This is a genomic window from Pseudidiomarina fusca (assembly GCF_032227045.1).
GTDB classification, from domain to species: Bacteria; Pseudomonadota; Gammaproteobacteria; order Enterobacterales; family Alteromonadaceae; genus Pseudidiomarina; species Pseudidiomarina fusca.
In genome coordinates this window covers 1-14336 of the sequence record NZ_JANFPJ010000043.1, presented here as the reverse complement: position 1 = coordinate 14336, position 14336 = coordinate 1, and the positions used below count along the sequence as shown (strand labels likewise).

The 14336-nt window shown below is 46.4% G+C and carries 12 protein-coding genes; 8 read left to right on the top strand and 4 right to left on the bottom strand.

Going from position 1 to position 14336, the window contains the following annotated elements; all coding sequences use genetic code 11:
- Positions 1-366 precede the first annotated feature (366 nt).
- From NOG12_RS12350 to NOG12_RS12330, 5 genes are all read left to right on the top strand, one after another.
- Complete coding sequence (locus NOG12_RS12350; RefSeq protein ID WP_313933408.1) at positions 367-1137, top strand: type IV toxin-antitoxin system AbiEi family antitoxin; 771 nt, start codon at positions 367-369, stop codon at positions 1135-1137.
- 186 nt (positions 1138-1323) lie between these two features.
- Positions 1324-1584: a hypothetical protein gene (locus NOG12_RS12345; RefSeq protein ID WP_110076963.1), complete on the top strand. Its 261-nt coding sequence runs from the start codon at positions 1324-1326 to the stop codon at positions 1582-1584.
- A gap of 169 nt (positions 1585-1753) precedes the next feature.
- Positions 1754-1996, top strand: a complete 243-nt coding sequence (locus tag NOG12_RS12340) for a helix-turn-helix domain-containing protein (RefSeq protein ID WP_034734324.1) — start codon at positions 1754-1756, stop codon at positions 1994-1996.
- 38 nt (positions 1997-2034) lie between these two features.
- The gene (locus NOG12_RS12335; protein ID WP_313933407.1) at positions 2035-3300 is read left to right on the top strand and encodes a type II toxin-antitoxin system HipA family toxin; all 1266 of its coding nucleotides are present in this window, start codon (positions 2035-2037) and stop codon (positions 3298-3300) included.
- Between the two features lie 504 nt (positions 3301-3804).
- The gene (locus NOG12_RS12330) at positions 3805-4743 is read left to right on the top strand and encodes a bile acid:sodium symporter family protein (RefSeq protein WP_313933409.1); all 939 of its coding nucleotides are present in this window, start codon (positions 3805-3807) and stop codon (positions 4741-4743) included.
- Positions 4744-4836: 93 nt separating this feature from the next.
- On the opposite strand, the gene NOG12_RS12325 is transcribed toward NOG12_RS12330, so the two are convergent.
- Genes NOG12_RS12325 through NOG12_RS12315 form a run of 3 tightly spaced genes read right to left on the bottom strand, consistent with a single transcriptional unit; the run spans position 4837 to position 10456 of the window.
- Positions 4837-7974 carry an efflux RND transporter permease subunit gene (locus NOG12_RS12325; protein ID WP_313933406.1) on the bottom strand — a complete coding sequence of 1046 codons (3138 nt, stop codon included), beginning with the start codon at positions 7972-7974 and terminating at the stop codon, positions 4837-4839.
- 11 nt (positions 7975-7985) lie between these two features.
- Complete coding sequence (locus tag NOG12_RS12320) at positions 7986-9212, bottom strand: efflux RND transporter periplasmic adaptor subunit (RefSeq protein WP_313933405.1); 1227 nt, start codon at positions 9210-9212, stop codon at positions 7986-7988.
- Positions 9209-10456 carry a TolC family protein gene (locus NOG12_RS12315; protein ID WP_313933404.1) on the bottom strand — a complete coding sequence of 416 codons (1248 nt, stop codon included), beginning with the start codon at positions 10454-10456 and terminating at the stop codon, positions 9209-9211. Before NOG12_RS12315 ends, NOG12_RS12320 begins: the two co-directional genes overlap by 4 nt.
- Here NOG12_RS12315 and NOG12_RS12310 point away from each other — a divergent pair.
- The 3 genes from NOG12_RS12310 to NOG12_RS12300 all read left to right on the top strand — a co-directional run bounded on the left by NOG12_RS12310 (position 10455) and on the right by NOG12_RS12300 (position 13532).
- A complete protein-coding gene (locus NOG12_RS12310) occupies positions 10455-10628 on the top strand; it encodes a hypothetical protein (protein ID WP_153827330.1) in 174 nt (57 codons plus the stop codon). The genes NOG12_RS12315 and NOG12_RS12310 overlap by 2 nt on opposite strands.
- A gap of 1152 nt (positions 10629-11780) precedes the next feature.
- Positions 11781-12092 carry a hypothetical protein gene (locus NOG12_RS12305; RefSeq protein ID WP_313933403.1) on the top strand — a complete coding sequence of 104 codons (312 nt, stop codon included), beginning with the start codon at positions 11781-11783 and terminating at the stop codon, positions 12090-12092.
- 51 nt (positions 12093-12143) lie between these two features.
- Positions 12144-13532 (top strand): RHS repeat domain-containing protein, encoded by a 1389-nt coding sequence (locus NOG12_RS12300; protein WP_313933402.1) that lies wholly within the window; start codon positions 12144-12146, stop codon positions 13530-13532.
- A 349-nt stretch (positions 13533-13881) separates the two neighbouring features.
- Here NOG12_RS12300 and NOG12_RS12295 read toward each other — a convergent pair whose 3' ends face one another.
- Positions 13882-14277: a hypothetical protein gene (locus tag NOG12_RS12295; RefSeq protein ID WP_313933401.1), complete on the bottom strand. Its 396-nt coding sequence runs from the start codon at positions 14275-14277 to the stop codon at positions 13882-13884.
- Positions 14278-14336: the final 59 nt, after the last annotated feature.

Genomic DNA, 14336 nt, shown 5'->3' with positions numbered 1-14336 from the left:
CGACATGAAAGGCCGTTGGATGAAGTAAAAATATTTGGGTCATATCCTGCATCTTTTCGCTATTATTCAACTTCCCACTTATAATTGCGTCGATTTTTCGGGGTGACTACACCCACGCTCGTGGGGGTGTTTCCGAAGCGAGCCGCTCTGAAGAAGCAAGTCACGAGTCTTCCCCACGCTCGTGGGGGGGGCGTATCTCTGATTATTCAGATGTGGAGCACCAGTCTTCTTTAGTGGAATGACAATTTATCTAAATCATCGATAGGCTTTTGGGTTTGAAATTTCATAAAGTTTCGCACCATTAGTACTGACATAATTGAAAATATAAACTAACCTGTAGTTTGAAATGATTAACAGGTTGGTACCATGAGTGCGGATATATCATCAAAATTAAACCGACTACTGAGCTCCCAACCATTGGGCGTCGTGCTCTGTTCATCTTGGCTTGTTGAAAATGGCTACAGCCTCGACTTGCAGCAACGCTATAAAAAAAGTCAGTGGTTTGAGAGTATCGGTGCCGGTGCTTTAATACGCTATGGCGACCACGTGGATTATCTCGGTGGGGTGTACGCCATGCAAACTCAGCTCGGCTTATCGTTACACCCTGGTGGGAAGACAGCCTTAGGGTTGCAAGGGAAGGCGCATTATTTAGAGCTTGCCCCAAAGCACGTGCAGCTATTTGGCGCTCATGGCGAGCATGTGCCTTTGTGGTTTAAAAAACAAGATTGGAGCGTTAACGTCAAGTACATGTTATCCAACTTTCTGCCGGCCGAAATCGGTTTAACCGAAATACCACATAAACAGTTCACGGTTAAAGTATCAGAGCCAGCGCGAGCCATCATGGAGTGTCTGTATCTTGCACCCAAATCACAATCGTTACTGGAAGCTTACGAGCTTATGGAGGGCCTCAATAACTTGCGGCCCGCCTCCGTGCAAAAGTTGTTAGAAGCCTGTAACTCAATAAAAGTGAAACGCTTATTTCTTTATCTGGCCGAGAAAGCAAATCACGACTGGATGCAATATCTTGATTTAAGCAGTGTAAACCTAGGCTCGGGTAAGCGTGCGATAGTAGCGAGCGGTGTTTACATCCCGAAATACCAAATCACTGTACCAAAGAAACTGGAGTCAATGGAATGAATGAAGCTTACAGAAAACAGGTGAAATTGCTACTCGATGTGTTGCCGGAAATCGCGAAAGAGGTTTACCGATGAAATCAAACGGGGCTTGTTATTCGCGCTGATTAGTAGCAATCGACCAACACATGAAATGCTTGCCCCCAACTTACGTGACTAAAGGGCAGCTTTTAAAAACCAGTTTGAAGGCATGAGCAATGTTGTATTTAGTTATGCTGATTTTGAAGCAACAGGGTTCAAGTTGATAGATACGATACGTCGGAGTTTGAGCGAGGCGGACAAGCAATTTCGGCTTAGTTTTAATCAATTAGAGCCGAACTGGTCTGTTTATGATTATCATCAATTTCCATCGGTAAAGTGGAAGTTGATGAATTTAGCAAAATTTAAAAAAGAGAGCCCAAAGTTTTATCAGCTGCAGCTGGAAAAGCTATCGGCTTTGTTGGCGAGTTGAGAATTCTATTTATGACGGCTCCGATTTTTCGGGGCGACTACAGAGGACTAATTAATGAAGTAAACATCATAAGGTTAAATTTATGATGTCTACTTCATTTTTTTAGGTTTATGTACTACACTTCATCTGCGCCTATTTATGAACCCGACTACATCGATGAGGTTTACTCATGATCATTCAGCGCCCAGCCGACTTGGCGGTAATTATTAAATCGCAGAGAAAAGCGCAAGGCTACACACAAAAGGAACTCGCAAGGTTAACCGATCTTTCGCAACGAAGCGTGTCTTCGATTGAACGTACCGGAGAAATGCACACATCAACTTTGCTGCGAATTTTTGCAGCGCTCAGAATTCAGCTAAACGCAGACGCTGTGGAACAAAGCACCTCAAATAACAACGAGGTTATTTGGTAATGGGCCGACGCAAACATGAGAATACACTCTATTGCCACATGAATGATCAGCTCGTTGGCACGTTGACATCGCGGCTGAATAACTTGAGTTTTCGATATTCAGATAGTTGGCTACAATCCAAGTTTGCACGGGCAATCTCCATATCCATACCATTAACTGAGCAGGAATATTCCGGCGAAGCTCTAAACGCTTACTTTGATAATTTGTTGCCCGACAGTCCGGATGTTCGTAAAACGATTGTGGATAGGCTTGGGGCTAAAAGTACAAAACCTTTTGATTTGCTCCAAACGGTTGGCAAAGACTGTATTGGCGCATTAACCTTCGCTGCCAGTCCGGAGCCCGAGCCGGTTCCTGACGTTGAAATAATCCCGTTGAATGAAGAACAAATCGGCCAACTCATAGCAGATTCTCGAACCGGCAAAACCCTCGGTATGCTGCATGAGAATGCATTTCGTTTTTCACTTGCCGGCGCTCAAGAGAAAACGGCGCTGACTTTTTGGCAAGGACAGTGGGGTATCCCTGTAGGCCAAACACCAACAACGCACATATTGAAACCGCGAATCATAACTCGCCCAGGTGAACCTGATTTATCGAGTAGCGTTGAAAACGAATGGTTTTGTATGCGTGTTGTTCAGGCACTTGGATTGCCGGTAGCCCATACAAAAATTGACAGCTTCAATGGTGAAGATGTTTTGATTATTGAACGCTTTGATAGAAAGGTCATCGGGAACAAGATTTATCGCCTACCACAAGAAGATTTCTGCCAAGCGCTTGCTGTGGCAGGCGGTTCAAAATATGAGGAGCATGGTGGCCCAAGCGCTAAAGAGATCATGAATATTTTATCTACATCTACGGCTTCGGTTCGTGATCAGGATACATTTATGTCAGCGCAACTACTGTATTGGCTTTTCGCTGCTATAGACGGGCATGCAAAGAACTTTAGTCTGGCACTGACCCCCAAAGGATATCGGCTGACCCCCTTGTATGACGTATTATCAGCGTATGGATTCGCGCAAGTAGGCAATTTACATCCAAAAAAAATAAAAATGGCGATGGCCGTGAATGGTAAGAATCGGCATTATCATTGGCATACGATTTTTCCTCGGCACTGGAGAACTCACGCAAAGAGTGTTGGCTATGATCCAGACCGCATGGATTCGACAATTGAGAACATCACAGCCAAGTTAGAAGCGTGTCTCGATATTGCATCAGAGGAAGCTGCCTCGATAAGTATCCGCGCAGAGCAAAGCGCGGAAGCTATTCGCAAAGGTACATTGAAGGCGCTTGAGCGTTTTAAGGTATGAGCTTTCTAGTAAATCAGTCGCGATTCAGTATTTTGAGCTTGAGGTCACAAATTTAGACCAACTGAGATAACTTCAAGTGGTTTGGTCCCATAGAATATTTAGTTGGTAAGTACTATTCTTCTACGAACCATTAAAAATGGCGCACCCGACAGGAGTCGAACCTGTGACCTCTGCCTCCGGAGTAAATAGCGACTGGCTGACATTAAATGGTGAGAGGAGGTGCTAACCGTGCAGGCCCCGTCCTGTAGGGGTCTCAGGAGCATTTTAACGAGGCCATTTAGCCAGAAGTTTTAGCGTTTTATCTCCAAACCCTGCAAAACTTGGCACAAGAGGGTATGGAAAAAAGGATAGTTAGCCAGACAAATGCGGCCGTTCGCGCAGGAGTTTGTGTCTTATATTTATGTGGTAAGCATGGCAGCCAAATCAAATTGACGTATAATTCTGGCAACAGAATAAGCGCGCTAAACAAAGCATAATTGTCCGCCAAGTAAAAAGGATTTACATATCTCTCGCTTTTTCTCTTTTATTGAATCCAACCTTGTCTGGTTTGTCATCAGTGTCGCAGCGCTAGGATTACTTCTGCCCGAAACGGGACGCTTCTTTGAAGGCTCTATCGGACTACTACTGGCTTTGTTAATGCTGGTCATCAGTTTAACCTTTGATGCGCACGATGTACGAATGGTGCTACGTAAACCATCACGGCAATTGTGGGCGTTGGGTCTCGTTTATGGACCCATGTCGATTGCAGGATGGCTGACCGGAAGACTTTTCTTCGGCAGCGGCTCGTTATCGGCAGGCCAAGCCCTACTCGGCACGCTGCCAACAGATGTCTCTTCGCCATTATTAGTGCTGATGGCTCGAGGCAATGTTGCTTTAGCGGCCGTCTTTAACGCAGTCAATACTGCGCTGTCGCCATTCATCGTTCCCTTCTTATTTTTATGGTTAACAGGCATTCAGCTAACCGTTCCCTTAGCCACGATTATTCTTGAGTTGATGTTGGTCGTTCTTGTTCCAACGGTCGTCGGTGTTAGTTTACGCACGCGTTTTTCGAGCTTCTTTGCACGACATGACTCAACTTATGCAGGTGTCGGCTCGGTGATCTATCTTTTGATACTGCTCGCTGTTGTAGGGCCGAATGCTGAAACTATCATTGGTTACGGCTGGTATGCGTTTGTGATCGGCGGAGCAGCATTATGCCTTAATCTAATGGGCTATTTGGTTGGTATGACGTCCCGGTTGTTTACCAATGACCGACAAGAAATGATCACTTATCTTTTTACAGTCAGTAAAAAGGAGTTTAGCATTGCCGCTGCTTTTGTTGCTGCATCTCGGCTTCCCCCTGAAATTGCAATTCCCGCTGCATTTTTTGCCGTCATTCAAATGATTACTTCACCTATTGTCGCTAAACTTCTCGCTCGCGACATGACCAAAATAAACGATTGAAAACGATAGGTGTATCTTCGCCATTAGTAATGATGGCTCGGGGGTATTTGAATGGAAGTTGGATCTTTCGACCCAACTTCCAAAACAGCAAGATTACGAATGAGACGATCTTATTCTGAGTCTGCTTATCAGCAGGTAAAGCGCCGGCAGAACAACCAGCGTCAACAATGTCGACGAAACAATTCCGCCAATGACAACCGTTGCTAAAGGCCGTTGAACCTCAGCGCCCGTGCCTGTGTTAAACGCCATTGGGATGAACCCAAAGCTCGCCACTAGTGCCGTCATAAGCACAGGCCTCAATCGTTGACGAGCACCCTCGTACACAGCATCAATGATAGCTTTGCCCTCATCTCGTAACTGTTGAATGAACGATAACATCACCACACCGTTTAACACGGCAACTCCAGACAACGCAATAAATCCAACAGCCGCAGAGATTGACAGAGGCATACCGCGTAATGAGAGAGCCAAAATACCGCCTGTGAGCGCGAGCGGCACACCGGTGAATATAATTAAGGCATTTGTCAGTGAGTTGAATGCGCTGTACAACAGTCCAAAGATAAGTAATAACGTCAACGGTACCACGATTGCTAAACGCTGAGACGCTGATTGAAGTTGCTCAAACGTGCCGCCATAATCGATCCAATATCCAGTTGGTAGTGATATATCGCTTTGTAACTGTTGCCGAATGTCCTCAACAAATGACCCCAAATCACGATCGACAACATTGGCGCTTACAATGACATTGCGTTTACCACTTTCCCGGTTGATCTGATTGGGCCCAACCGTCAGTTCAACGTCTGCGATTTCCCCCAATGGGACGTACTGAAGCTCCGGGTTGCTCGCTTGGGGCACGGTAACAGGCAGCTGCCTTAACGCTTCGATATCTGTGCGCCAAGATTCATCCAGACGAACCATCAACCGAAACCGTTTATCTCCTTCATAAATTGTTCCGGCAACTAAACCGCCGACAGCGCTTTGAACTGCACGTTGAACGTCCTGAACGGATAATCCAAGTAGCGCGAGATGATCACGTTGCGGTGTCACTGACAATGTTGGTAAGCCGGTCATTTGTTCTGCTCGAACATCTGCCGCACCGTCAACGCCAGCAATGATCTCTACAGCCTCATCACCGAGCGCTTTCAACTGGTCGAGGTCGTCACCGTAGATACGCACAGCGACATCTGCACGAACACCCGCGATCAGCTCATTAAACCGCATCTCGATGGGTTGCGTGAACTCATATTTGTTACCGGGTATTTGCTCGACAGCTTCCCTCAACTCAGCAACAAACTCATCTTTTGTTTTTTCTGCATCCGCCCATTCACTCTTTGGCTTCAGAATAACAAACGTATCTGCAACACTCGGGGGCATGGGATCAGTCGCAACATCGGGGGTTCCGATTTTTGAAAATACCCGTTTTACTTCGTCGAATTCAGCAATCACTTCCTCAAGTTGCAATTGCATATCGACCGATTGTTGGAGGCCCGTACCGGGAATACGCAATGCGTGCAGCGCTAAGTCGCCTTCATCCAATTGTGGCAGGAATTCTGTTCCCATTTTCGAGGCTTGATAGATTGATCCCATAAACAGACTCAAACCGACCAAGACAATCACAATGGGTCGTTTCAGAGACGTATTCAAAAGCGGCTCATAAAGTCGTCTAGCCCCGCGCATAAGACGATTTTCACCATGTGAAACTTTGCCTTTCACGAAAATCGCAAGCGCGGCTGGTACAAACGTCATAGAAAAAATAAGCGCACCCAGCAATGCAAACACAACGGTGAATGCCATAGGATGAAACATTTTTCCCTCAACGCCACTAAGTGCAAATATTGGTAAGTAAACCAACATAATGATCAACACACCAAATACCGCAGGATTAAACACTTCACGTGTGCTCTCAAACACTTCCTGTAAGCGCTCTTTGGTCGTCAATAAACGCCCTAGCCTTTGTTGTGCTGATCCGAGCCGACGTAAGGCATTTTCGACAACGATGACGGCGCCATCGACGATAATGCCGAAATCTATTGCACCTAGACTCATTAAGTTACCGGACACACGATTAGCCGCCATACCCGTGATAGCGAATAACATGCTCAATGGAATAACCAGTGCCGTAATGAGTGCAGCTTTGACATTTCCAAGCAAAAGAAACAGCACCACAATAACAAGAACTGCTCCTTCGAACAGGTTCTTTTCGACGGTCGCAATGGTTTTCTCAACCAGAGTTGTACGATTATAAACGGACTCGACCGTTACACCATCGGGTAAGCTGAGCTGCACCTCCTCCAGACGCTTAGCAACCGCTTCAGACACAATACGACTGTTCTCGCCAATCAACATCATTGCGGTCCCAAGCACCACCTCCTCACCGTCAGCCGTAGCAGCTCCTGTTCGTAGCTCTTCACCAAACGACACATCCGCAACATCTTTCACCCTCACTGGTGCGTCATCACGTTTGGTAACAACCACATTACGAATATCCACTAAGGATTGTAGTTGACCGGGAGAGCGAACTAGCCATTGTTCGCCGTTACGCTCAATATAGCCCGCACCAGCGTTGGTATTGTTGAGCTGCAATGCTCGAAAAACATCGTCTACCGAGATTTTATAAGCGAGCAACTTTCCGGGGTGCGGAGAGACTTGGTACTCGCGCTCATAGCCACCAACAGTATTGATTTCGGTCACACCCGGAACTTTGACCAATTGAGGACGGATTACCCAGTCTTGCAAGGTACGAAGCGATTCTGCTGTGTAGGGTTGACCATTCTCATCTCGCGCATCAGCATCGGCGCTGACGATGTATGTAAAGATCTCACCTAAACCGCTCGCTATTGGTCCAAGCGCTGGCTCAACATCGACAGGCAGTTCACCTCTGACCATCTGCAAACGTTCGCTGATTTGTTGGCGAGCCCAATAAATATCAGTTCCCTCCTCAAACACCACGGTTACTTGCGATAAACCGTACCGAGAAATTGATCGTGTGTAGTCAAGGTCTGGTATACCCGCCATCGCATTCTCAACCAGATAAGTAATGCGCTGCTCTGTTTCTAGCGGGGAATAGCCGGAGGCTTCTGTGTTGATTTGCACCTGCACATTGGTAATGTCCGGTACCGCATCAATGGGCAGTTTGAGCGCACTAAATACGCCAACACCTACTATCAATATTGTTGCCGCCATGATCAACCATCGACGTTGAACGGCGAACCGAATCAGTAAATCAATCATAAATTCGCCCCTTAATGGTCATGGCTCGCGCCGTCTTTGAGAACATCAGCTTTGAGTATGTAGCTGTTGCCGATTACATAAGGAGTATTTGGAGCTAGACCGCCGATCACTTCGGTATATTCTCCATCACTCTCGCCAAGTTCTATCATGCGAACTTCAAAAGTGTTTCCGTACTTAGCAAACACCACAGGCATGTCGCGAAAAGACTGAATGGCATCCACTTGAACCGCTAAAGTTACATCTCGCTGACGGGTATTTACATCCGCTTTTACATGCATACCAGGCCGCCAATGACCCGCCGGATTATCAATAAGCACTCGCGCCCGAGCGATATGCCCTCCAGTCATCACCGGCGCAATGTAGATCACTTCTCCACGAACGCGCTCGTGTTGATGCAAGTCGTAAACCTCCGCTGTTTGTCCGACTTGAAGTTTCTCGATGTTTTCAGGGAACGCTGAGAGCTCAACCCAAACCGAGGATAAGTCACCAATCTCGAAAAGTGTTTGCTCGTTAACCACTTCACCGACAGATACAAACTTTTCGGTAATCTCTCCCTTAATAGGGCTAACAACATCGTAACTGACACCACTTGCAGCGTTGATAATTTTCGCAAGCGTCTGGCCAGCTGAAACTTGGTCGCCAATGGAAACCTCAACATCAGTTACCTTCCCTTTATAAGTCGGAGTAATTGAGATGATTTTTTCTGTTACTGGAGCAATAACCCCAAACAAGCGCTCTTTGAGCTCAAGTGTCTGCGGGCTCGCACGCTCAACCAAAATATCTGCCTTTCGAATGATGCGGTCAGACAAGGTTGTTCTTCCCTCAAAGCTTTCATAATGCCATGTAGCACGATGGTCTTTCGTACTAACAGCAACCGAGACCTCGTAAGAATGTGGCTCAGTGACCACCTCATTACTGACCAGATAATTATTCTCTGGCGTGAAGCTCAAGTTGTCATTGACGTCGCCAAGCCGATGCAAAGTCACCGAGAGCTCCACATCCTTTGGTGCTGCGATTTCTCCGTTTAGGTAGGTGTAGACTCTCATTTCCGGGGGAATTCCTGTTTCGTAAATCGTTATCTCGACTGATAAATCACCGTCGCTTAATAGGATTCCACCATTTGGCCCCTTGGTCTCTGTCTCCGTATGGCCATGCTCAGTTGAAGCATTACTCAATGCTGATAGGCTTAGCGCTACGCATAGAACGATCAATGTAAAAATTGCTTTTATAAAATTCATAATTTAGATTCCAAAAATGATTGACCCGTCATTCGCTCAAGCTCAAGAATGTCTTGATGGATAGCGCTTCGGCGCTCAAGGGTTTGATACTCAAGCTGTGCTAGTTCATCTTGCGCATCAAGAACAACTAAAAGACTATGTATACCTCGGCGATAGCCATCGGTGGTTTCATCGACTAGTTGCTCAGCGAGGGGCAATAAATCTGCTTGAATGCTCTTTAAGTAGCGATAATTTGTTTGTATGCGTCCCAATAGCGACTTGACGTGAACGCGTAATTGTTCCCGTACTAACCGCTGTTGTTCAAAAATTAACGCTCGCTCAGTTTGAGCAGCCTCAAGAGTTCCCTGATTTGGGTTCGAAAGTTGAAGAGGCATCGACGCCTGGATAACAAGACCAGCGTCATTTAGCTGATTGTTGTAACGAATACCCACTCCAACATTGAGGTCGGCAGAAGCATCTGCCTTCACAGCATCAACTTTTGCCGCAAGTAATCTTTCTGAATCCAGTAAACGAAGAAACTCTGGCGCTTGATTGACCGCTTGTTCAACTTCAGCTTGTGACGGAATATCAAAAGATTGATCAAAGTTACCGACTACACCTGTAAAGTTCGGCTGAGCGGCCCACATTGCACTTAAGTTCGCTCGTGCTTGGTCAAGCTTTCCAACAATCTCTTCGGATTGGACACTTACTTGGCGTTGTTGCAATGAAACTTTAGTTGCTTCCGATGGTGGCACAGCTCCGGACCGGACCCGCTCCTTGACTATTTGCATTGCACTATCGAGCCGTTGCTGCTGATGGCTATTCCACTCGGCCAACTGCTGCAACCGAACAACTTCGTAAAAACGATAAGCCGTCTCCGCTAGGATTTCGATCTTTTCGTAATTAAACTCAGCGGCCCGCTGACGTTGTCGCGCGTTCGCATACTCAACTCGTTGCTCGCGTTTTCCACCAAGCTCAATAAGCTGACTGAACGACAATGTTGCTTGAGCGCTGTCGAATCCTTGGCTTTCACCATTACCAGCAAAATCCTCCAGTTCGAACCCGATAACTGGATTTGGACGCAGCGATGCCTGCAGTTTTTCAGCTTCAGCCATACGTTGCTGATACGGGTACTTCTTTAAGATTGGGTTATCTCGCAAGACGTTCTCAAATGCCTCTCGCAATGATAACTCATTTGCGATTGCTGAATATGAGGTTGCAAGTAACCCCACAAGTACAGCAATCACGAAATAAAGTAATTTCATGATTATCTCCACAGTAAAATGGCGTGCTAATGCACAAATTTTAGACGTGAAGTTTAGGCATTTGGTGGTGGGGTTGGTGGTTGATGGTCGTTACTATCGAAAGGAAGTAATCGATGTGGGATTGCAAGATTCGGACATGGTGTTGCCGCAGCACAGATTGAATAACCAGTGATACAGCTTATGTGTGCGTGAAATTGATGTTCGTGGTTTGGATCGAGGTTGTCGGGTGACTTCGTCTCGTGATCATTGTGCGTATGATGTTGATAGGCATAATCGAAAGTGTGATTACTATCCTCCACATGCCCAGCGGCAACCGCACAGGTAAAAAAACTGTGAAGTAAAATGACTACGATCAACGACCAAATAATTTTTGGCAAACGAACAACCTGCAGATGAAAAAACCATTTCAAAATAAGAAAGAGGCTACCACATGTATCTCATGGGCTCAATCACCGGCTTTTTCTCTTTTATCGAATTCAACCGTCTTAGAAAGGTGTGTTGGACTTATTACACTTAAATACTGGTCTCAACAAAAGTAAAAAGTGGCTGGAAATCGCCTGCATCAGCGGCGCTGAAGGGCGACAATATTATAAGCAGGAATAAATTTGGCACAGATTTGGCACACCCGACAGGAGTCGAACCTGTGACCTCTGCCTCCGGAGGGCAGTCACGGGTTCGGTGGTAAATCGTTAAAGCTAGGCGTGGTATGGGCTTAAACGGTGTTGCTGCCTTCCCTTTCTAAAAAATACTCGTCCTTTTGAGACCATTTAACAACAAAATTGGTCACAGAGCACCATCCCCAAAACCGACGATTTTTGACCTCTGCCTTGCGACAAAAAATCTCAATCATCGACCTAAAACCTGAGTTTTGAGGTGGAAAAAATTCCATGTTTATCAGCATGCACACTGACGTTCATGCAACACCGAGAATAATCGAATACCAAAATGTTGGTATGTTGTTTCAATTGTGATACGGTCGAGTTACTTTATGTTAACTTGCATGGACGTTGCCTCATGAAACTAGCGATTCGAAGCCTAATAGCTTTCAGTATTTTCATCACTCCTTTCACATTACATGCGCAGGCTTCTCAGGAAATCTGTTGGACCACATATACAGAGGTATCGAGGCCGAACGGAACACTCCCAAATGGCACGCCAAGGTACGAAACTGTTCTTGTTGCAGGACAAGCATGTTATGACATGGCAAATCTAGATGGCGGATGGCCGGGTATAGGCGGCGACTAGGATTATCAGCTCGGTGGTGGTGGCGGTGGTTCGGGGGGAGGCGCTGGTGATACGCCATCTTCAGAAAACCAGGATGAACGTGACGAGTACCACACTCAGTTACGATGGTATCGGGCGTGTGACGCAACGCAGCTCTGGCGATGTCAACGAAACATTCAGCTACGATAACTGTAGCTATGGCGTGGGTAAGCTGTGTCGTACCACCGACCGCGCGGGCTCCACAGACTATGACTATACCGCAGCAGGTCAACTGGCGAGCATGACGCGAAGCATTTTAGGTGCTAGCTATACCACACAATGGGTGTACGATGATGAAGGACGTGTGATTGAAATCAGCTATCCATCGGGTATCTTGGTGGACTACGAATATGACGGTATGGTTGTGAAATAAGGGCGCCCGTCAGCGGTTTATGTGACGATAAACGGCGTCCGAGAGCCGGTAATGACGATGCTCAATCATGAAGCCTTTGGACCGTTGCGTTACGGCACCTATGGTAATGACCTGAGCGCGTTTCGGCAGTATACGAGCGGTTATGAGTTGAAGTCATCCTACGTGGGCGGCGGTTGGGCGCCATTGACCACTGAATATCAGAACTTTTACTTTCAAGCGCCTTACATCTCACAAGCTAAGTTGGCGTATAACAGCGCTGGCAACATCGTCAGCATTGAAGATGTGTTAGGCTCAGAGCTCGAGAGTTTTACCTACGATAATCGTTCGCGCTTGACGCAGCGTAAGCGCAATGGCAACTCGCTAGAAGTCTACAATTACGATGCCAACGGCAATCGCACACGATTTAACAATGAGTACTATAGAGTCGATGCCGACAGCAACCAACTGACCGGGCACCGTGTCGGAGCCAGTGGTAGCTATGCATCGATATGGAGTTATGACAATGCAGGTAATCAGCTGCAAAAAGAGACCCACACTTGGACCTATGGCGGTGATAATCGCGTACGCCGGCTGACACGCTCATCAGGGTTTTACTACGAAAACTGGTATGACACTAACGGGCAACGGGTCGCGAAGAGCTCAACCACGACCGACTGGCACTTTTTGTATGGCCAGAGCGGCGAACTACTGAGCGAAACCAAGAACGGGCCACATGTGAAAAGCTATATTTGGCTTGAAGGCGAGTTGGTTGCGCTTGTTTATAATGATGAATTGTACTTTGTGCACAACGACCACTTAGGTCGCCCGCACAAAGTGACCGATGACACGAAAGCGGTAGTTTGGGAGGCCGATTTGCAAAGCTTTGACCGCAGTATTGTGAGCTCTAGCATTGGTGCACTGAATATCGGCTTCCCAGGTCAGTACTGGGACAGCGAGAGCGGCACATGGCAGAACTGGCATCGTGATTACGACCCAAGCACGGGGCGCTATATTCAGTCAGATCCGATTGGGTTGAGCGGCGGGATGAATACGTATGTTTATGTTGAAAGCGATCCGCTTATACAGATTGATCCTGATGGAACCCGTCAAAGAGTAGTTAGAACGATAAATCCAAATAATCAGCAATACCGCGAACTTCGTGATCTCGGTTATCGACATGACCAAATTATGGCAATGGGGGAGGCGCTTTATGCATTCGCTACGATGAAGAAAGCCCCAGCTCCTTGTGTTTGTCCAACAGCGAACAGCGAGAGAGGCTTTTACGATAAAATATGTACATCTGATAACCCAACCGGGGCTGACGAAATGATTGTTACTGGGCCTATAATGCTTGCGCAAGGGGAAAGCCCTTGTAGGTGTGGTACTGAGCTTAGCGTCAGGGACTTCGTCAATCATATGATTACGGCACCTGCGCATGCCGGTAACCCTCGAGGATTTTAGGTTACCAGACCGGAAGAGTAAATTTATCTTTATGAGCTAGCAATTAGAAGCGAGGCGGAAAACAATCCGCCTCGCCCATTAGAACTATTATTACTGTAATTTTGAACCAGCGAGGCGAAGTCAAAGCAAGCGCTTGTTACTACCAAGAGCGTTACACCTAACACTGTGCTGCAAAACTAGACTTTGACTGGCAGTGTTTTGTAGCTTGTTTGGAGCGCTCATGGCTATAATCTACAGCCAGTTGACTACTTGATGAACCTGCTCGCGCCGTGGCCAAAAGTTGACCGTAGTGATGATATCGAATGGCTACTACCTTGGATCATCGAGCTCATATCCAAGAGTGATTAATTTACTTCAGCTTGCTATTTACTTCCTTACTAAATAGCATCAACATTAGTGCCCCCTCAAAAAGGGAAAGTAAATAACCTATTGACATATCTAAGTAAATCGAAACACTGAAACCAAGTAGATATGGACCAATAAGCAGATTAAAAATAATAATGATGAAGAATAACCATTTAGCTAATTTCTTATATGTATAAAGCCCAATAAGGCTGAGGACATATAATACAGAATAGATATAAGGAAACGGATTGGTTGGCTCGAGCATTCCGCCTGTGCCAGACGCGGCCAGAATATAAACGACTTCTTCAGTATAAATATGTTGCCATAGATACGGCATGAAAAAGAATGCTGTGTATAGTACTGCTGTTATAAGTATCGTGATTCGAAAATACTTAGACATTGCTTCCCCTGCTACTGATCCGTACCACTAAAAGTGGACACTTTGCTAAGCACTATTTT